This window comes from Actinoallomurus sp. NBC_01490, assembly GCF_036227085.1.
Lineage (GTDB): Bacteria > Actinomycetota > Actinomycetes > Streptosporangiales > Streptosporangiaceae > Actinoallomurus > Actinoallomurus oryzae.
The window spans coordinates 1183306-1202116 of record NZ_CP109433.1 but is presented as its reverse complement, the minus strand read 5'-3'; the positions used below and the strand labels follow the sequence as shown (position 1 = coordinate 1202116).

Here is an 18811-nt window from a genome sequence, read left to right as displayed (position 1 = left end):
ACGGCTGACCGCCGGGTCCCAAGGAGCGTTTCGCATCATCGACCGCTTCACGCCCTGAGGGACAAGGATTCCAGCTCGGACCGGACTTCCCCGGACGCGTCACGGTGACGCTCGGGTAATGACTACGTGAACTACAGGTGTTTGCCGGTCTTTGGTGTACTGGGTGCCATGATTTTCGGGAGTCGCCGGTGAGCGGGAACAAGGCACGGGATGTTCGCCGTGTCGCTTCTCTCCTGCTCGTCGCCGCACTCACCGCGACCTGCGCCGCCTCCATCCCGGATGACGGGCGGCCCGACTGGCGCAGTCCGGGTCTCATCGGCAGCGGCGGCTGGCCGTTCTCCCGCTCCGCGGTTCCGCAGGAAGAGGCCGAAGGCGCCTCGTACATCCCGGGCAGCTCCGTTCTCGCCCTTCCCGACGGTAAGGCGCGGCTGATCCCGTTCGGACTGAACGATCCGGTGACGCTGCCACGCGACGACCCGCGCGTGACCGAGGCCGTACGGGCCGACCAGGCGTGGCTCGCGGACGGCATCGTCCCCGGCATGACGTCGGCCGAGCGCGACGCCGCCGGCCGCGCCCTGCTCGACCTGCGCATGCTGACGCTGCCGAACGGCGCGTCGACGGCCTCGTGGTACGGCGCGTGGAACTACATGTGGCCGCGCGACGGCGCGTTCGCCGCAGCGGCGTTCGCGGTCACCGGGCACGGCGACGACGCCCAGCGCGTCCTGTACTTCCTGGCCCGCGCCCAGGACCACGGCGGCCTGTGGGCGGCGCGCTACCAGCCGGACGGTACGGCGGTCGCGGACGGGCGGCAGGTGCAGCTCGACAGCCTCGGCTGGGTGCTGTGGGCGACCTGGTTCCTGCACCAGACGGCGCCGCAGGCGGCCAACCTGGACACGCTGTGGCCGATGGTGCGCCGCGCCGCCGACCGGGCGGCCGACTCCCTGCGCTCCGACGGCCTGCCCCCGCCGTCGCCGGACTACTGGGAGCGCGGCACGTCGCGCGAGCAGGCGCCGCACGTGGCCACTCTCGGCGTGTGCGCGCCGCTGCTGGCCGGCCTGCGCGCCGCCGCGTCGCTCGCGGCCGTACGGGGCGACAACGACGCGGCGCAGCGCTGGAGCCGCGACGCCGACCGTCTGGCGCAGGGCATCGAACGCCGCTTCGGCCCGTACGGCTATCCGCGTTCGCCGATCGCCGGCGGCCTGCTGGACTCGTCGGTGACGTTCCTGGCGCCGCCGTTCGCCCCGGCGTCCCCGTCCGTGCTGGCCGCGGTGACGAGGACGGGCGACCGCCTGCGGCTGCCGACCGGCGGCGTCGTGCCGGGCGAGGGCTACGGCGCGAGCGTCGCGTGGACCCCTGAGACCGGCCTGTTCGCCCTGGCGGCCGCGGCGTCGGGCGACCTCACCGCGGCGAAGGGCTGGCTGGACTGGCTGATCGACAACCGGTCGACGCTGGGGTCGTTCCCGGAGAAGGTCGACGCCCACGGAAACCAGGCCGGCGTCGCCCCGCTGGGCTGGACCTCCGCCCTGGTCGTCCTCGCCCTGACCGCGAACCAGACCGTACTGCCGACCCCTCCGGCCTGAGAGCGTTCAGCTCTCCGCGACGGACTCGCGGGCGTCCTCGCCCACGTTGGCGCGGACCCACTCGACGATCTCCTGGGTCGTGGCGCCCGGGGTGAAGACACGGGCCACGCCGAGCTTCTCGAGTTCGGGGATGTCGGCGTCCGGGATGATGCCGCCCACGAAGACCGGGATGTCGAGCGCGTCGCGTTCTTTCAGCAGGTTGAGAAGGCTGGCGCACAGGGTCATGTGGGCGCCGGACAGGATGGAAAGGCCGATGCCGTCGGCGTCCTCCTGCAGAGCCGCCTCGACGATCTGCTCGGGCGTCTGGTGCAGCCCGGTGTAGATGACCTCCATGCCGGCGTCGCGCAGTGCCCTGGCGACCACCTTCGCGCCTCGGTCATGACCGTCCAGACCGGGCTTGGCGACGACGACGCGGATCGGACCAGCCATTCCTGCCTCCTACCGGGGTGCTCAGCCTCTTCGCAGGGTAGCCGTACCCAGCAAGAGCGCGAGCGGGCGGCCCTCGCCCGGAACGCCCGGCAAGCGGCCGGATCCACTCACGTGTCCGTGTCCTTCGGATGCCGTGGTGAGGCGTAGACGAAGTAGACCGTCCGTCTCGCCTGGTCGACGAGGTAGCGTACGCGCCCGCCGGCGGTCACCTCGTATTCCCGCTGCGGGTACTCGATGCCGCCCAGCGTGGCCGTGGCGAGGCGGCCGCGCAGTCGGTGTTGCCGATCGGGGTCGCGCATCGAGGTCGGGTCGTAACGCAGCGCCTCGTAGCGACGCCGGGTGTTGCCCGCGGCATCGTGACACAGCTCCGCCCAGCCTTTCGCCGCGTCGTTCGTGGCGAAACGGAGACGCCATTCGTCGCCGACCGGTGGCGGCGGGACGTCGTCACCGCGTTTCGGGCTCACGGGGCGGGCACCTCGCCGTGATCCTCATCGGCCAGCGGTGTGGTGAGCCGGGCCGTGAGCTCGGGATCGGCCAGAATCCTGGCGGTGGCCCGCCACTCCACGATCACGCGATGCACGTTGGAGTGGACATCCAGGTCGGCCGCGTCGCGAATGGCGTCCACGAGATCGACGACGAACTCGCGCACCTCCGCAGCCGAAAGGTGCCGCGCCCAGGGGAACACCTGAGGAAGCGCGAGCAGGACCGCGCGAGCACCTTCGTCACTGCTGATCAGCGCGGTGAACAACCGGGTGGTGACGTCGGCGGTCTCTTCCCGCTGCCGGTCGTGATGCTCGGTGGTGAGGTAGAGATCCTCGCCGTCACGTCGCGTGACATGCACGCGCTGAGCACGCTCGACGGCCTCGGCGACCCGTTTGGAGTTCTTCGAGAGTTCGGAGAACGAGACGACAAGAGTGGACACGACCTCACACCAGTTCGGAATATGTTCCGAAGTCAAAGCGCGTCAGAGCAGGCTCGCGAGCAGCCGTTCGCGGAAGGTCTTGACGTCGACGTTCACGGCGACCTTCACCGGAGGCCGGTCGCCGTCGTCGGCGTGCAGGCGGCGGTCCCACAGGGTCGTCCCGCGGGTGTGTTCGCCGCGCAGTTCGACGCGGACCGGACGGGTGGCGTACTCGCCGAGCGCCGGGTCCAGGGCGAGCATGGCGGCGAGGGCGTCGTGGATGACGACGCCGCGCGTGCCCAACTGCCGACGGTAGGCCTCGGCGTAGAAGACCAGGATCCGGGTGGCCAGTCGCGCCCGGTCGGTCTCGCCCGCGGCCAGCCGGTCGAGCCACTCACCGTCGACCACGGTCGCATGGGTGACGTCGAGGGGCACGAGGGTGATCGGCCAGCCGGCCGCGAAGACCAGTTCGGCCGCCTCCGGGTCGTGCCAGATGTTCGCCTCGGCGTGGCCGGTGACGTTGCCCTGGTGGGCGAACGCGCCGCCCATGATCACGACCTCGCGGAACATCCGGGGCAGCGCGGGCTCCAGCAGGAGCGCGATGGCCAGGTTGGTCAGCGGTCCGATCGCCAGGAGGGTCAGCTCGCCGGGGTTCTCGCGCGCCAGCCGGACGATCTGCTCGGGCGCGGAGATCCCGATCGGCCGGCCCTCCGGATCGCCCAGGCCGATCTCGCCGAGCCCGTCGGACCCGTGCACTTCGGCGGCCAGGCTCACCGCCTGGGCCATCGGCCGGGCCGCGCCGACCGCGACCGGCACGTCGCGCACGCCCGCGTCTTCGAGCACCCGCAGGGTGTTGAGCGCTCCGACCTCCGGGGCGACGTTGCCGTGCACCGTACCGGCGGCGACGAGGTCGACCTCACCGGTCTTGATCAGCGGGGCGAGGTACAGCAGGGCGAGTGCGTCGTCGATGCCCGTGTCGCAGTCGAGCAGGATCCGGGGTTTCACCAAGTCTCCTGGGGGTTCACTCGGCCGGGATGATCGTGAAGACCTCGGCCAGGCGGCCCGGGGGCAGGCCGCCCCGCGTGGCGTTGGCGGACAGGAAGCCGCGCAGCATGCCTTCGAGGTCGTCGTTGCCGGCGACCTGGCTGACGTGCGAGCGCAGTGCGGCCAGCTTGCGGTCGAACACGTCGGTGACGTCGACGAGATGGTCCTCCGCCAGGCCGCCGCCGGAGATCCACACCTCGCGGGCGGTCCAGGCCTCCAGGCCCTCGGCCCGCAGCTCGGGGAAGGCGTACGGGTTGCGCGCGTCCGGATAGATCGCGTCGAGCGCCGCCGAGCCGACCGCCCGGTGGTCGGGGTGGCTCGGGGCCATACGCCGGTAGTTGCGCTCCGGGCTCGGCACGATCACGCGGTCGGGCCGTACCTGCCGGACGACCCGGGCGATGTCGCGCCGCAGGTCGAGGGTGGCCTCCACGCGGCCGTCCGGGTACCCGAGGAAGCGGACGTCGGTGACGCCCACGCACTTGGCGGCGGCCAGTTGCTCCGCTCGCCGCAACGGCGCCATCTCCTCGCGCGGCAGGTCGTCGTCGAAGCCGCCCGCGTCACCGTCGGTGATGAGCAGGTAGGTGACCTCGATGCCTGCGTCGGTCCACGTCGCGACGGTGCCCGCCGCGGCGAAGTCGACGTCGTCGGGATGGGCCATCACCACGAGCGCGCGCGTCACATCTTCGATCACCGTCACATCCTAGGACGATCAACGACATTTCGCCCTTTGCGCGCTCTGCCCGTACAGCTCTGGCGTTTTGCGTGGCCACGGGGTATCCCGGACAGATGAAGAAACTGATCGATGCCGTTGACGACGTCGTCGTCGACGCGATGCGCGGCATGGCCGCGGCCCACCCCTCCTTGCGCGTGGACCTGGAGCAGCGCGTGATCGTACGGGCCGACGCCCCGCGTACGGGCAAGGTGGGGCTGGTCTCGGGCGGGGGTTCCGGGCACGAGCCGCTGCACGGAGGGTTCGTGGGGTACGGAATGCTCGACGCGGCGTGTCCGGGCGAGGTGTTCACCTCACCGGTGCCCGACCAGATCCTCGCCGCGACGACCGCCGTCTCCGGCGGTGCGGGCGTCGTGCACATCGTGAAGAACTACACCGGCGACGTGCTCAACTTCCAGATGGCCGCCGAGCTGGCCGAGGACGAGGACATCGAGGTCGTCCCGGTGGTGATCGACGATGACGTCGCCGTACAGGACAGCACGTACACGGCCGGCCGCCGCGGCACCGGCGCCACCGTCTTCGCCGAGAAGATCGCGGGTGCGCTGGCCGAGTCCGGTGGCGCGCTGGCCGACGTCGCCGGCGTGGCCAAGGAGGTCAACGAGCGGAGCCGGTCGTTCGGCGTCGCGCTGACGGCCTGTACGGTCCCGGCCGCCGGGCGGCCGACGTTCGAGCTGGGCGAGGACGAGATCGAGCTGGGCATCGGCATCCACGGCGAACCCGGCCGCGAGCGGACGAAGCTGCGGACCGCCACCGAGATCGTCGACGCCGCGCTGTCGGCGATCGAGGCGGACATGCCGCTGTCCGGGTCCGAGGTGCTCGTCATGGTCAACGGCATGGGTGGGACCCCGCTGATGGAGCTGTACGGCGCGTACGCCGCGGCGGAGAAGTGGCTGGCCGGGCACGGCGCGACCGTCTCCCGCCGGCTGGTGGGCAACTATGTGACGAGCCTGGAGATGGCGGGCTGCATGATCTCGGTGTGCCGGCTCACGCCCCGGCTGACCGAGCTGTGGGACGCGCCGGTCGAGACCCCGGGCCTGCGGTGGGGGCGCTGATGGACGCGTACGCATGGATGATCCGTTTCTCGGAGCTGGTGACCGCCGACGCCGAGCGGCTGACCCGGCTCGACTCGGCGATCGGCGACGGCGACCACGGCTCGAACCTCGACCGCGGCCTGCGCGCCGCCGCCGAAGCCCTGAGCAAGGACCTGCCGCCGGGGAAGGTGCTGATCACCGCCGGGCGGACGCTCGTCTCCAAGACCGGTGGGGCGTCCGGCCCGCTGTACGGCACCGCGCTCCGGCGCGCCGGCAAGGCCCTGGGCGACGCCTCCGAGGTCGGCGCGGCCGAGCTGGGCGCGGCCCTGCGCGCCGCGCTGGAGGGCGTCCAGCAACTGGGCAAGGCCGAGGAGGGCGACAAGACCATGGTCGACGCCCTGGCTCCGGCGGTGGCGGCCTTCGAGGCGGCGGCCGGCGAGGGTCTCGCGGCGGCGGCGCGGGCCGCCCTCGACGCGGCCGAGAAGGGCGCCGAGGCGACCGTGCCGCTCCAGGCGCGCAAGGGCCGGGCCAGCTATCTCGGGCCACGCAGCGTCGGCCACCTGGATCCGGGCGCCGCCTCCACGGTGCTGCTGTTCCGCGCCCTCGCCGACGCCACCGACGGGTGAGGCGCACTCCACGTCGCCGACCGCGGCGGCCGGCCCGCACCGGTGAGGCATCGATCGGGCCGGGCCGCTTCCCGGCCCGATCGACACCCGATTCGACCGGTCTCCCAGACGACGGGCCGACGGCGACGCTCGGCCGTCCGCGCGCCCACGTCAGCGCCGGGGAAGGGGGGCGATCCGTACGGTGATCTCGGGCCGGGCGTGGAAGGGGGCGAGCGCCTCTTCGGTGGCACCGGCGTCGGTGACGAGGGTCCATGGGCGGTCCAGGGCCGTCCACCAGTGGCCGCTGGTCCGGCCGATCTTCGACGCGTCGGCCAGGACGTAGACCTCATCGGCCTGTTCGACCATCAGACGCTTCAGCGCCGCCTGTTCGGCGGTCGTCTCGCAGAGACCCCGATCCGCGGTGACACCGTCGGCGCCGAGGAAGACCGCGTCCGCGGTGACGCCTCGCAGCGTGCTCTCCGCGATCGGGCCGATCAGTCCGAGACTGACGTGGCGGACCGTGCCGCCCAGCACGATCAGTTCGACGCCCTCGCTGTCGGCGAGCGCGTTCAAGCTCGTCAGCCCGCTGGTGATGACGGTTATCCCGCTCCAGGTCGACAGCCGTCCGGCCAGGGCACCGACCGTGGTGCCGGCGTCGAGCAGCAGCATGTGCCCAGGCCGTACGAAGCGTTCGGCCTCCCGGGCGACCGCCGCCTTCTGCGCCTGCGCGAACGTCTCCCGCTCATGCAGGGTCGGCTCGCCGGGCGTGGCCGACAGTGCGCCGCCGTAGGTGCGGACGATCTCGCCCTGGTCGCTGAGCACCGCCAGGTCGCGGCGGATCGTCGACAGCGATACCTCGAACAGCGCGGCCAGTTCGTCGACGCTGGTCGGCCGGGTCCTGAGCAGGTCGCGGATGCGGGTACGGCGCTCGGAGGTCTTCACGACCGTCGATTGTCCCGCTCTCGATCGGGTGCCAGCTCCACCGCCTGCCGGATGGCCTCCAGCATGCTGGCGTGGTCGGCGCGGCCGGTCCCGGCGATGTCGAACGCGGTCCCGTGGTCCACGCTGGTGCGGATCACCGGGAGGCCGACGGTGATGTTGACTCCCGCCTCCAGGCCGAGGACCTTCACCGGCCCGTGCCCCTGATCGTGGTACATCGCCACGACCAGGTCGAAGTCGCCCCGGACGGCACGGAAGAACACCGTGTCGGCCGGCAGCGGGCCATGGGCGTCGATCCCCTCGGCACGCAGCCGCTCGATCGCCGGGACGATCTTGTCTTCTTCCTCGCCCCGGCCGAACAGGCCGTTCTCACCCGCGTGCGGGTTGATCCCGCAGACCGCGATGACCGGCTCGGCGATGCCCGCCTTGACCAGCGTGGCGTGCCCACGGCGGACCGTACGCTCGACCAGCCCGTCGTCGATGCGCTCGACGGCGTCGACCAGGCCGATATGGGTCGTCACGTGGATCACCCGCAGCTTCGGCGCGCTGAGCATCATCGACACTTCTTCGGTGCCGGTGAGCGTGGCGAGCAGTTCGGTGTGGCCGGGGTACCGATGGCCGGCCGCGTGCAGCGCCTCCTTGTTGAGCGGCGCCGTGCAGATCGCGTCGATCCGGTTGTCCACCGCGAGGCTCACGGCCCGCTCGATGAACCGGTAGGCGCCCTCGCCCGCCACCGGGCTCAGCCGCCCGAACAGCAGGTCGTCGGGGATGCAGTCGAGGTCGACGCAGTCGATGACACCGTGGGTGAACGCGGCCTTCTCCGGGGCATCCGTGACGCGCACCTCCACATCGGCGCCCACGATGCCGGCCGCCTTGCGCAGGCGGGCCGCGTCGCCGATGACCAGCGGCCGGCTCGTCGCGTAGACCGTCGATACGGACAGGGCCTTGACGATGATCTCCGGTCCGACGCCGGCGGCGTCGCCCATCGTGATCCCGATGATCGGGCGTCCCATGGTCTTTCCTTTCTGCCGTCTATCGCACCGCGACGGCTGCGTGCGTGAGAACGCGGACGAGCGTTCCCGGGTCGCCGAACGCTCCCGCCTTGGTGACGAACAGGGCCGGATATCCGGGCAGGCGCCCGGCGACGACGCCGGGTTCCAGTTCGCCGTTGACGCGGATCTCGGTGGTGCCCAGCGCGTCGAGCACGGCATGGGCCGTCTCGCCGCCCGTCACCGCCAGGACGGAGAGGTCCCCGGCGACCGTGGCGGTCGCCGCGGCCAGTTCGCGCGCGACGCGGGGGGCGTCGGCGCGGTCCACCGGAGCCTCCGGGTCGGGTGACAGGACGACCCTGCCGCGGGCCAGCGCCTCCCGAACGTCCGCGCCGTCCGCGGGCAGCACGACGGGGATCCAGCCGTCGTCGATGAGAGCCAGACGTTGGGCGCGTGCCTCCTTCGCATGGCTGCCGATGACGGTCAGGGCCGCGCCGTTCCCAGGCCGCCGCCCGGTCTCGCCCGCCGGATCGGCCGGCCGTGCGGTCGTGGCCCGGCCGGCCGCCCTCGCGCTCAGCGCGGTGGCCAGACCGCCGGTGCCCACGAGAAGTATCGGGGTTCCGGCCCGCTCGGCGGCCTCGGCCGCCGCGGCCACGGCGGCCAGATCGGCGTCGGTCTCACCGTCGCACACCACCGCGCCGACGCCCTCCCTCCAGTACTGCGCGAACCGCGCAGCCAGGTCGGGGTCGTGCACCTGCGCCGGTCCGGCCCGTCGTACCGTCAGGCCGGCGGTGGCCAGCACCCTGGCGAGGTCACCGTCGCGGCGGCCCGTCAGCGGCCGGCCGTCGACATGAACGACGCCGTTCCGGGTGGTCCGGCCGGTCGCCGGGAAGGCCGCCGACACCACGGCCAGTGCGGGACGGCGCGACCCGGCGAGGGCGGTCACCGCGGCCCGTACCTCGGCCCCGACATTGCCGCGGAGCAAGGAGTCGATCTTCTTGAAGACACGGGCGCCACCGTCGGAGGCCCGCCGCAGGGCCGCGGTGACGCGCGCGGCGGCGACCTCGGCGGTGGCGTAACGGCTGTCGGTGTCGACCGCGACGACGTCGGCCGCGGGCCAGCCCGCCTCCGCCGCGACCGTTATCGCCACGCTGAAGTGCGCCGTGAACGGGGCCGCGCTGTCCCCCGCGCCGGTCAGGTCGTCCGCGACGATGACCAATCGGGTCATGAGCCCTCCTTCGTCGGAGGGCGTGACCCACGGGGCCGTGCCTTCGATTCCCTCGCTCCGCTCGGTCATGAACCCTCCTTCGTCGGAGTCATGAGCGCGCCTCGGCCTTCTCCTCCGTGATCTCAGCCTCCGCCGCCGGACCGGCGACCCGCCGGGCCCGCCAGGCGGTGACGATCGGGACCAGAATGGCGGTCACCACCACGGACGCGGCGACCAGCACCGTCGCGGGCGCGGCCGCCGCCTTGTACGCGGGGTTCGCGGTCGCCACGATCGCCGGGACCGCCGCGGCGTTCCCCGCGGTGGATGCCGCGGCGAGACCCGCCACGCCGTTTCCACCGGTGACCTTGTCGGCGATGAAGAGGATCGTGCCGCTGACGATCATGACGGCCACGCCGAGGCCGAGGCCGAGCAGCCCCGCGTTCCACACGCTGGACAGGCTGATGCCGGCGCCGAGCGCGAACGAGAAGAACGGGATCATCACGGGAGTCGCCCGGCTCAGGAACTCGCGCATGTCGCGGTCGAGGTTGCCCAGCAGCGCACCGACCAGCAGTGGCAACAGGGCGCCGAGCAGCGTCTGCCAGGGGAAGGCCGACAGGCCCGCGACGCCGAGGGTCACCATCGTCAGGAACGGCCCGCTCTCGATCGACATCAGAGAGTACGCGGCGGCGTCGCGGGATTTGCCGAACTGCCCCATGAGCGCCATGTAGAGGCCGCCGTTCGTGTCGTTGATGGCCGCGACCACGGCGAGCGTCGACACCCCCGCGAACATCCCGGAGCCGACCGGGGCCTCACCGAGGAAATGGCCGAGGACCACGCCGATGATCACGGATGCGGCGATCTTCGAACCGAGCAGCACCCCGCCCTTTTTCAGGATGTACGGCGTGTTGCGCACTTCGATGGTCGCGCCCACGCACACGTAGAACACGGCGAGGATGCTCAACGAGCCGCTGAACAGCGCGCCGGTGAACGAACCGAAGAAGGTGCCGGCGGTCGGGAAGACGGTGTGGACGATCGCTCCCACCAGTAGCGGCACGATCATCATCCCGCCGGGGATGCGGTCCAGCGTCTTCTTGATCGGTACTGCCACGACGTCTCCTGTCTGCCACGGCCACTACGGCGGTCCTCATGCCCGGCCAACAGGCATTCCGGCTCAGAGGTGCTGGGCAGCATAGTGCGCGATGTACGCAATATGTCAATAGTCTGCGCGTTTCGCGCAAGTTTGATCTTAGGCGGCTCTACCAGGCGAGACGCCGCCGCTCTGGCGGAACCGGTCCGGACCACGGGGCGGCGGTACGGACGCTCAACGGCTCCGACCGGTCGGGCCCGCCGACACCGCGCGTCGGCGGGTGCGATGGGCGCCCTGTCGGCCGTGATGAGGGATCATCGTGATGTGAGCAACGTGGGAATCGTCCTTATCTCGCACAGCCGGACCCTGGCCGAGGGCGCCGCCGAACTCGCCCGGCAGATGGGCGTCGGCCAGGTCGCCGTACGTGCCGCCGGGGGCACCGAGGACGGCGGGCTGGGCACGAGCCTGGACCTGGTGGAGGCGGCGGTCCGGGAGGCCGATGAGGGCGCCGGGGTCGTGCTCATCGGCGACCTGGGCAGCTCGGTACTGACGGCCAAGACCCTCCTGGAGGACTGGGAGGACGCCGGGACCGAGGTCGCGCTGGCCGACGCGCCCTTCGTGGAGGGCGCGGTGGCGGCGGCCTCCGCCGCGGCCGGCGGGGCCGATGTCGCCGCCGTGACCAAGGCGGCCCACGAGGCTTGGGAGTTCCGCAAGGCCTGACAAGCTGCCGCGAACTCGCCGACCTCCGCGCGCCTGGAACGTTCACCGTAAAGCACGGCCGCGCCCGTCCCGCGGGGGTTCGTTGTCGCGGCCGGCAGCGCGCTGTCGGCCATAGGCCGTAGGCTTCTTTGAGTGTCCACGCTCGTAAGCCATCCCCTGCTCGACGGTCTCAACGACGCCCAGCGCGCGGCGGTCGTGCACCGAGGCGGCCCCCTGCTGATCGTGGCCGGGGCCGGTTCGGGCAAGACTCGTGTGCTCACCCACCGCATCGCCTACCTCCTCGGCGAGCGCGGCGCGCAGCCCGGTGAGATCCTCGCGATCACCTTCACCAACAAGGCCGCCGGTGAGATGCGCGAGCGCGTCGAGGCCCTCGTCGGCAACCGCGCCCGCGCCATGTGGGTGATGACGTTCCACTCCGCCTGCGTGCGCATCCTGCGCCGCGAGGCGAAGCGGCTGGGCTTCCCGAGCGGGTTCTCCATCTACGACCAGGCCGACTCCCAGCGCCTGATGGCCCTGGTCTGCCGCGAGCTGGACCTGGACCCCAAGCGCTACCCGCCCCGCGGCTTCTCCGCCCAGGTCTCCAACCTCAAGAACGAGCTGATCGACTACGAGACCTTCAAGTCCCAGGCGTCGACCCATCTGGAAAAGACGCTCGCGGAGGCGTACGAGACCTACCAGGCGCGGCTCCAGCAGGCCGGGGCGCTCGACTTCGACGATCTGATCATGACGACCGTCAACCTGCTGCAGGCGTTCCCCGACGTCGCCGAGCACTACCGGCGGCGGTTCCGGCACGTGCTCGTGGACGAGTACCAGGACACCAACCACGCCCAGTACGTCCTGGTCCGCGAGCTGGTCGGGCAGCAGGGCGACGACGATGGGCTCGCCCCAGCCGAGCTGTGCGTGGTCGGCGACGCCGACCAGTCGATCTACGCCTTCCGCGGCGCGACGATCCGCAACATCCTGGAGTTCGAGCGCGACTACCCGGACGCGAACGTCATCCTCCTGGAGCAGAACTACCGCTCGACGCAGACGATCCTGTCCGCGGCCAACGCCGTCATCGAGCGCAACGCCGACCGCAAGCCCAAGCGGCTGTGGTCCGACCAGGGCGACGGGCCCAAGGTCTCCGGGTACGTCGCCGACAACGAGCACGACGAGGCGGCGTTCGTCGCGCAGGAGATCGACCGGCTCAGCGACGACGAGGACGTCAAGCCCGGCGACGTCGCGGTCTTCTACCGCACCAACGCTCAGTCGCGTGTCTTCGAAGAGGTCTTCATCCGCGTCGGCCTGCCGTACAAGGTCGTCGGAGGCGTCCGCTTCTACGAGCGCAAGGAGATCCGCGACCTGCTGGCCTACCTGCGGGTCCTCGCCAACCCCGAAGACACCGTGAGCCTGCGGCGCATCCTCAACGTCCCCAAGCGCGGCATCGGCGACCGGGCCGAGGCCTGCGTCGAGGCGCTGGCCGGCCGCGAGCGCATCTCGTTCTGGCAGGCGCTGCGGCGGGCCGACGAGGCGCCCGCCATCGCCACCCGCTCGCTCAACCAGATCAAGGACTTCGTCGCGCTGCTCGACGAGCTGGGCGAGATGGTGGAGACCTCCACGCCGACCGAGATGGTCGAGGCCATCCTGACCAAGAGCGGTTACCTCGCCGAGCTGGAGGCCTCGCGCGACCCGCAGGACGAGACCCGCATCGAGAACCTCCGCGAGCTCGAGTCGGTGGCGGCCGAGTTCGAGGAGCGCCTGGCGACGGGCGTGCTCGGCGACGACGACGCGCAGGCCGCCGAGCGTCCCGCCGAGGGGCGGCTGGTGGAGTTCCTGGAGCAGGTCGCGCTCGTCGCGGACGCCGACCAGATCCCCGGCGGCAACAACGGCGTCGTGCCCCCCGGCGAGCGGGCGAACGAGGGCGTCGTGACGCTGATGACCCTGCACACCGCGAAGGGCCTGGAGTTCCCCGTGGTGTTCCTCACCGGCATGGAGGACGGCGTCTTCCCGCACCTGCGCTCGCTCGGCGATCCCAAGCAGCTGGAGGAGGAGCGGCGGCTCGCGTACGTCGGCATCACCCGCGCCCGCCGCCGGCTCTACGTCTCCCGTGCGACGATGCGCAGCTCGTGGGGCGCGCCGTCCTACAACCCCGCGTCACGTTTCCTCACCGAGATCCCCGAGACGCTGGTCGAGTGGGAGCGCTCGGAGAGTTCGGGCGCCCCGGCGATGGCGTCGGTCGCCCAGCGGCCCGGCGTGCGCTCGCCCGGCAACCGCGCGGTGCCCGCCCTGGCGACCGGCGACCGCGTCGTTCACGACGCGTTCGGGCTCGGCACCGTCGTGACCGTGGACGGAGCGGGCGAGAAGGCCGCCGCCACGGTTGACTTCGGCGGTGACTATGGTGTCAAGCGCTTCGTTCTTCGTTACGCGCCGATCCAGAAGCTCTGACCAGGTTGCATGGTTCGGGTGGCCGAAAGCGGGCGTCGACATGTTCCCGGTGGCCCTGCATGATGCACGTGGGAGCATCCTGCGGCTCTGTATGGGAGGAAAATGGGGCGGTTCGTGCGGCGTTTTCTCGCCGCGATCGTCTTCACCGTGACCACCGTCTGGTTCGCTTCATCGGCTTGGGCCGCTGAAGCGCGTACGGTCACGCCTCTGACCGCCTGGGCGACCACGTCGTCTCCCGGCACCGTTCCCGCCTACCGCGCGGCGGCAGCCTCGCCGCGCCTGGTCGTCTGCCGTCCGGGCGGCTCGCTGACCGGCCTGGCCCGCGAGCTCGCGTCCGAGTGCCGCTACCACGAGATCCAGGCCGCCGTCGACGCCGTACGCGCGCCCGGCACGACGATCTACGTGCTGCCCGGCACCTACCACGAGCCGTCCGCGCTCGGTAAGCCGAAGGGCCGGTGCGCATCGCTGGACGACGCCACGCCCCTGTCGTACGACGACCAGCAGTCCTGCCCCCACCTGCAGAGCCTGATCAGCGTCACCGGCCAGACCGGCCTGCAGATCGAGGGCGTCGGCGGCCCGGTGATCATTGAAGGCAAGAAACAGGTCGGCATCCGCGCCGACCGGGCGAACGGCTTCTACCTGCGCGGCGTGACCGTCCGCGGCTTCACCGAAGACGGGGTGAGCGTCGGCGAGACCGACGGGTTCGCCCTCGACCACGTCACCGGCCTGGCCAACGGCGGGCACGGGCTCGCGGCCTACACCTCCGACCACGGCCTGATCACCGACTGCTCGGCCTCGGGCAACGGCGACGCCGGCATCGCCACGGCCTCGGCCTCCGACCAGCGGGGCGGCCGGCTGTCCATCGAGATCCGGCGCTGCACGTCGTACGGCAACCTGATCGGCTACTCCGGCACGGCCGGCGACTCGGTGTACGTCCACGACAACGTCTTCAACGGCAACTCCACCGGCGCGATGCTGGACAGCAGCGTGCAGGCGGCCGGCATGCCGCAGAACCACGCGATGTTCGTGGCCAACCGGGTCTTCGACAACAACGCGAACTTCTACCACGACTGCGACAAGCTGTGCCCTCGCCGCGCGGTGCCGGTGGGCACGGGCATGCTGCTCGCGGGCGGCGACGAGAACACCTACGCGAGCAACATGGTCTACGACAACTGGCGATACGGCTTCGCCCAGTACTGGATCCCGGCGAGCCGCCGGGGCGAGACCGACCCCGCCAAGGCGCGCGACACGTCCCACGGCAACCGCTACGTCGGCAACCTCATGGGCGTCACCCCGGAGGGCACCGCGGCCCCGAACGGCGTCGATTTCTGGTGGGACGAGGAGGGCGACCGCAACTGCTGGCAGAGCAACGCCTCGTCGCAGGGCTACCCGCGCAGCGACCCGGCCGTCCTGCCCTCCTGCGACCACCCGTCGGCGAGCGGCCCGTACGCCCAGCAGGGCAACCCGGCCAAGATCGCCGTCGTGACGGCCTGCGCGGCGTACGAGCCGGGCCGGCCGACCCCGAAGGGCTGCGACTGGCTGGCGACCCCTCGCCGCCCCGTCGCCTGATCCGCACGGCCGGTCACCGGCGGCTCTCAGCCGATCGTCACGACCACTGACGTACCGTGACCCGGCGGGCTGGTGATCTTGATGGTGCCGCCGAGTGCCTCGACACGGTCCCGGAGACCGGTGAGGCCGGAGCCCCGGCCGGGGTCGGCGCCTCCGACACCGTCGTCGCGGACCGTCAGGCGGACCCGGGTGTCCTCTTTCTCGAGGTCGACGCTCGCCATCGACGCGTTCGCGTGTTTCAGCACGTTCGTCAGTGCTTCGGACACGACGTAGTACAGGCTCACCTCGATCTCCTCGTCGAGCCGCCGGCCGGCGTCGATGTTGAGCTCGACGGGCACCGGGGACCGGGCCACCAGCTGTGCGAGCGCCGCGTCCAGGCCCCGTACCGCCAGCGCCGGTGGACGCAACCCCACGGACAGTTCGCGGAGTTCGTCGACGGTGCCCGTCAGGTCCTGGACGGCCTCGGACAGCCGCTGCCGGAGTTCGCGGTGTTCGGGCGGCACGGTCTCCTCGGCCTCGCGGAGCCGGAGTGCGAGGGAGATCAGTCGCTGTTGTGCCCCGTCGTGCAGGTCGCGCTCGATGCGGCGTCGTGTGGCGTCGGCGCCGGTGACGAGGCGGGCGCGGGAGGTGATGAGCTCGCAGCGGGTCTTGGCCTGGATGATCGCGCAGTTCAGGAGCTCGACGAACTTGCCCATGCGCTCCTCGACGTCGCACTTGGGCGGATCCGTGCCGAGGTACAGGGCCGTCATCGTGCCCCAGAGATCGTCGTCGACGATGACGGGGCAGGCCACGGCATGACCGATCCGGTGCGCTCTGTGCCAGCCGCCGATGTCGCTGCGGATCGTCGCGCTCGCGCGGCTGCACGGCTTGTGTCCTCGCAGCACGGCCGCCGACGGGGTGTCGTCACCGAGCGTCCAGCGCCCGCCGAAGGGCGGCCCGATGTCCGGCGTCCCCGGAGCGCGCCAGAAGGCCATGATCGACATCGTCCGGTCACCCTCGTACCGGTTGATCGCGGTGTAGTCGGCCTTGATCAGGCCACCGAGAGCACACGCGGCCGCGTTGAAGATCACCGATGGCGAGGACCCCCGCGCCACCAGCATCGCGACCTGCTGGAGTGCGCCGCGTTCTTCGGCGAGCCGTCGCATCTCGCCGCAGTCGGAGTGGTCGGCGACGTTCAGGCGGTTTCGCAGGGCTCGCAGGCGACGGGTCAGCGGCCCGTGCGCCCTGGTCGCCCCCGTCGGGGCCCCGGCCTGGGTATCCATCGCCGCCCCTCTGCCGTCCGTGCTGGTTCGGACCCGCGATTGGCCTCACTCTAGGAACGATGTCGCTGTGTCGACAAGTCGGACACCGTGAGTGATCGCCCCAGGTGATGGCGCCCGTGGTCGGTATCACGCCCCGGCCGCCACCTCCTCCCGGCGGGAACGTCGGTGTACCGCGGGCGCGGTACCCGAGGTGACGCGGTCGGCTGACGTGCCGCCGGGGACCGGCGTTTACGGTGTGCTCGGAGCCCGGCTGGGGTGCGTACGGTGAGGTGGTGAGCGTGGGAGGCAACCAGGCGTGGTGGCGACGGTATCCCCGGGTCGTCGACGCGGCGGTGGTGCTCGTGACGCTGTTGCTGACGCTGGGCATGATGCGCTTCGCCGGCCGTCCGCCGACCAGGCGGGTGCTGAATCCGGTGGACTACGGGTACGCGGTGGCGGCCTGTGCCGTACTGCTCATGCGGCGGCGGTGGCCGGTGGGCGTGCTGGTCGTCACCGTCCTGCTGGCGATGGGGCACGGGGTGATCCTGCTCGCGGTGGAGCACGGCGCGATGCGGGAGCACGGGCCGCAGTTCCTGCCCGGGCAGGTCGCCCTGTACGGGGTCGCGGCGGCGCGGGGCGGCCGGGCGGGCCTGGTGGCGGGCGCCGCGCTGCTGGCGGCGGCCGGGACCACGCAGATGGTCGTGGCTCCCGGAGAGCTCTCGCTGGGAGTGGTCGCCCTGGTCACCTCGACCGGCCTGGCGGTGGCCGCGGGTGCGGGCGTACGGACCCAGCGGGCGTACGTGGCGACGCTGGAGGAGCGGGCCGTACGGGCGGAGCGGGCCCGGCGGGAGGAGGCCGCCCGGCTGGTCGGCGAGGAGCGGGTGCGGATCGCCCGTGAGCTGCACGACGTGGTCGCCCACCAGCTGACGCTGATCAACGCGCAGGCGGGGGTGGCGCTCTACCTGCACGAGGGCGGGCAGAGCGAGCCGGCCCGGCTGGCCGAGACACTGTCCCATGTGAAGGACGACTCCAAGCAGGCGCTGGCGGAGCTGCGGTCCATCGTGGGCCTGCTGGGGGCTCCGGAGGTCCTCCGCGAGCCCGTACCGGGCCTGGACCGGTTGGACGACCTCGCCGCCTCGTTCGCCCGCGCCGGCCTGACGGTGGAGGTCCGGCGGCAGGGGGAGGCACGGGCGGTGCCCTCGGCCGTGGACGTGTCGGGGTACCGGATCGTCCAGGAGGCGCTGACCAACGTCAGCAAGCACGCCGCGACCGCGACCGCCCGGGTGAGCCTCGACTACGCCCCTGACACCTTGAAGATCGTTATCGCGGACGACGGGGCCGGGCGGGGCCCCGGCGGTGGCTCGGGCCGGGGGCTGATCGGGATGCGGGAACGCGCCGCCGCGGTGGGTGGCGAGGTCACCGCCGGGCACCGGCCGGGCGGCGGGTTCCTGGTGGAGGCGGCTCTTCCGCTGGGAGACCAATGATCAGGATGCTGCTGGCCGACGACCAGGCACTGCTCCGCAAGACGCTGCGAATGCTGCTGGACGCCGATCCGGACCTGGAGGTGACCGGCGAGGCCTCCGACGGCGTGGAGGCCGTGGCCCTGGCGGCCGAGCAGCGGCCCGATCTGGTGCTGATGGACATCCGGATGCCCCGCCTGGACGGGCTGGAGGCCACCAGGCGGATCAAACGGGACCGGCCCGAGGTCAAGATCTTGATCCTGACCACGTTCGAGGTCGACGAGTACGTGTTCGAGGCGCTGCGCGTCGGCGCGGCCGGCTTCCTGGGCAAGGGCGCCGATCCGGCCGAGCTGCTGGCGGCCATCAAGACCGTGGCGGCCGGCGAGGCGCTGCTGTCGCCGGCGGCGACCAAGGCGCTGATCACCCGGTTCCGGGACCAGGCGGAGTGGCCGTCCGACCCCGAGCGGCTGGAGGCGCTGACGCCACGCGAGCGGGAGGTGCTCACCCTCGTGGCCGGCGGGCTGTCCAACGACGAGATCTCCGCGCGCCTGCACCTGAGCCCGCACACCGTCAAGACCCACATCAACCGGACCATGGCGAAGCTCGGCGTCAGCGACCGCGCCCAGCTGGTGATCATCGCGTACGAGAGCGGCCTGGTCAGGCCGGGCGGCCCGCGTCCCCGGTAGGGCCGGTCCCCGCCTCCGGTTCGAACCCGCCCGCTACGCGTGTGGACGTCGAGACGGGGCCGGCCCCTACCGCAGGTGCGGTACGCGCGAATGCCGCGCCGCTCCGATGCGGCCGGGCCCGGTCGCGGACCAGGGTTGGAGGAACCTGTCGTCTCCCTGGTGAATCGAG

At 71.8% G+C, this 18811-nt stretch carries 18 protein-coding genes; 8 read left to right on the top strand and 10 right to left on the bottom strand.

All coding sequences use genetic code 11. From position 1 onward, the window contains the following. Window positions 1–188 precede the first annotated feature (188 nt). A complete protein-coding gene (locus OG417_RS06180) occupies window positions 189–1580 on the top strand; it encodes a glycoside hydrolase family 15 protein (protein WP_329250987.1) in 1392 nt (463 codons plus the stop codon). Between the two features lie 6 nt (window positions 1581–1586). Here OG417_RS06180 and OG417_RS06175 read toward each other — a convergent pair whose 3' ends face one another. The 5 genes from OG417_RS06175 to OG417_RS06155 all read right to left on the bottom strand — a co-directional run bounded on the left by OG417_RS06175 (window position 1587) and on the right by OG417_RS06155 (window position 4612). Further along, a complete protein-coding gene (locus OG417_RS06175; protein ID WP_329250984.1) occupies window positions 1587–2009 on the bottom strand; it encodes a cobalamin B12-binding domain-containing protein in 423 nt (140 codons plus the stop codon). Window positions 2010–2116: 107 nt separating this feature from the next. Then, window positions 2117–2473: a hypothetical protein gene (locus OG417_RS06170; protein ID WP_329250982.1), complete on the bottom strand. Its 357-nt coding sequence runs from the start codon at window positions 2471–2473 to the stop codon at window positions 2117–2119. Next, complete coding sequence (locus OG417_RS06165) at window positions 2470–2931, bottom strand: hypothetical protein (RefSeq protein WP_329250979.1); 462 nt, start codon at window positions 2929–2931, stop codon at window positions 2470–2472. The genes OG417_RS06170 and OG417_RS06165 overlap by 4 nt, the downstream gene beginning before the upstream one ends. A gap of 42 nt (window positions 2932–2973) precedes the next feature. Then, the gene (locus OG417_RS06160; RefSeq protein ID WP_329250976.1) at window positions 2974–3915 is read right to left on the bottom strand and encodes a nucleoside hydrolase; all 942 of its coding nucleotides are present in this window, start codon (window positions 3913–3915) and stop codon (window positions 2974–2976) included. Window positions 3916–3931: 16 nt separating this feature from the next. Next, the gene (locus OG417_RS06155) at window positions 3932–4612 is read right to left on the bottom strand and encodes a PIG-L deacetylase family protein (protein WP_329262133.1); all 681 of its coding nucleotides are present in this window, start codon (window positions 4610–4612) and stop codon (window positions 3932–3934) included. 128 nt (window positions 4613–4740) lie between these two features. On the opposite strand from OG417_RS06155, the gene dhaK reads away from it, so the two are divergent. Both dhaK and dhaL read left to right on the top strand, forming a co-directional pair. Then, on the top strand, window positions 4741–5736 hold the full coding sequence (gene dhaK, locus OG417_RS06150; protein WP_329250973.1) for a dihydroxyacetone kinase subunit DhaK: 996 nt from the start codon (window positions 4741–4743) through the stop codon (window positions 5734–5736). Between the two features lie 17 nt (window positions 5737–5753). Beyond that, window positions 5754–6341 (top strand): dihydroxyacetone kinase subunit DhaL, encoded by a 588-nt coding sequence (dhaL, locus tag OG417_RS06145; protein ID WP_329250970.1) that lies wholly within the window; start codon window positions 5754–5756, stop codon window positions 6339–6341. A 150-nt stretch (window positions 6342–6491) separates the two neighbouring features. Here dhaL and OG417_RS06140 read toward each other — a convergent pair whose 3' ends face one another. The 4 genes from OG417_RS06140 to OG417_RS06125 all read right to left on the bottom strand — a co-directional run bounded on the left by OG417_RS06140 (window position 6492) and on the right by OG417_RS06125 (window position 10563). Continuing rightward, window positions 6492–7262, bottom strand: coding sequence for a DeoR/GlpR family DNA-binding transcription regulator (locus tag OG417_RS06140; protein ID WP_329250968.1), 771 nt, complete (start codon window positions 7260–7262; stop codon window positions 6492–6494). After that, window positions 7259–8272 (bottom strand): 4-hydroxythreonine-4-phosphate dehydrogenase PdxA, encoded by a 1014-nt coding sequence (gene pdxA, locus OG417_RS06135; protein ID WP_329250966.1) that lies wholly within the window; start codon window positions 8270–8272, stop codon window positions 7259–7261. Before pdxA ends, OG417_RS06140 begins: the two co-directional genes overlap by 4 nt. Before the next feature lie 19 nt (window positions 8273–8291). Continuing rightward, a complete protein-coding gene (locus OG417_RS06130) occupies window positions 8292–9476 on the bottom strand; it encodes a four-carbon acid sugar kinase family protein (protein ID WP_329250964.1) in 1185 nt (394 codons plus the stop codon). 88 nt (window positions 9477–9564) lie between these two features. Then, entirely contained in the window at window positions 9565–10563 is a 999-nt protein-coding gene (locus OG417_RS06125; RefSeq protein WP_329250962.1) for a 2-keto-3-deoxygluconate permease, read from the bottom strand. A 303-nt stretch (window positions 10564–10866) separates the two neighbouring features. Here OG417_RS06125 and dhaM point away from each other — a divergent pair, with 303 nt between their 5' ends. From dhaM to OG417_RS06110, 3 genes are all read left to right on the top strand, one after another. Further along, entirely contained in the window at window positions 10867–11262 is a 396-nt protein-coding gene (dhaM, locus tag OG417_RS06120) for a dihydroxyacetone kinase phosphoryl donor subunit DhaM (protein ID WP_329250959.1), read from the top strand. 132 nt (window positions 11263–11394) lie between these two features. Further along, complete coding sequence (pcrA, locus tag OG417_RS06115; RefSeq protein ID WP_329250956.1) at window positions 11395–13686, top strand: DNA helicase PcrA; 2292 nt, start codon at window positions 11395–11397, stop codon at window positions 13684–13686. A gap of 102 nt (window positions 13687–13788) precedes the next feature. Further along, on the top strand, window positions 13789–15255 hold the full coding sequence (locus OG417_RS06110; RefSeq protein WP_329250953.1) for a right-handed parallel beta-helix repeat-containing protein: 1467 nt from the start codon (window positions 13789–13791) through the stop codon (window positions 15253–15255). 26 nt (window positions 15256–15281) lie between these two features. Here OG417_RS06110 and OG417_RS06105 read toward each other — a convergent pair whose 3' ends face one another. After that, window positions 15282–16517 carry a sensor histidine kinase gene (locus tag OG417_RS06105; RefSeq protein WP_329250950.1) on the bottom strand — a complete coding sequence of 412 codons (1236 nt, stop codon included), beginning with the start codon at window positions 16515–16517 and terminating at the stop codon, window positions 15282–15284. Window positions 16518–16789: 272 nt separating this feature from the next. Here OG417_RS06105 and OG417_RS06100 point away from each other — a divergent pair, with 272 nt between their 5' ends. Both OG417_RS06100 and OG417_RS06095 read left to right on the top strand, forming a co-directional pair. Beyond that, window positions 16790–17980, top strand: coding sequence for a sensor histidine kinase (locus tag OG417_RS06100; RefSeq protein WP_329250947.1), 1191 nt, complete (start codon window positions 16790–16792; stop codon window positions 17978–17980). Then, window positions 17977–18642, top strand: a complete 666-nt coding sequence (locus OG417_RS06095) for a response regulator transcription factor (RefSeq protein WP_329250943.1) — start codon at window positions 17977–17979, stop codon at window positions 18640–18642. Before OG417_RS06100 ends, OG417_RS06095 begins: the two co-directional genes overlap by 4 nt. Window positions 18643–18811: the final 169 nt, after the last annotated feature.

Excerpts from the sequence above, each read along its gene's own strand:
- OG417_RS06095 (WP_329250943.1), top strand. The coding sequence starts at position 17,977 with ATGATCAGGATGCTGCTGGCCGACGACCAGGCACTGCTCCGCAAGACG.
- pdxA (WP_329250966.1), bottom strand. The coding sequence starts at position 8,272 with ATGGGACGCCCGATCATCGGGATCACGATGGGCGACGCCGCCGGCGTC.
- dhaK (WP_329250973.1), top strand. The coding sequence starts at position 4,741 with ATGAAGAAACTGATCGATGCCGTTGACGACGTCGTCGTCGACGCGATG.
- dhaL (WP_329250970.1), top strand. The coding sequence starts at position 5,754 with ATGATCCGTTTCTCGGAGCTGGTGACCGCCGACGCCGAGCGGCTGACC.
- OG417_RS06105 (WP_329250950.1), bottom strand. The coding sequence starts at position 16,517 with ATGGATACCCAGGCCGGGGCCCCGACGGGGGCGACCAGGGCGCACGGG.
- OG417_RS06155 (WP_329262133.1), bottom strand. The coding sequence starts at position 4,612 with ATGGCCCATCCCGACGACGTCGACTTCGCCGCGGCGGGCACCGTCGCG.
- OG417_RS06175 (WP_329250984.1), bottom strand. The coding sequence starts at position 2,009 with ATGGCTGGTCCGATCCGCGTCGTCGTCGCCAAGCCCGGTCTGGACGGT.
- OG417_RS06130 (WP_329250964.1), bottom strand. The coding sequence starts at position 9,476 with ATGACCCGATTGGTCATCGTCGCGGACGACCTGACCGGCGCGGGGGAC.
- OG417_RS06110 (WP_329250953.1), top strand. The coding sequence starts at position 13,789 with ATGGGGCGGTTCGTGCGGCGTTTTCTCGCCGCGATCGTCTTCACCGTG.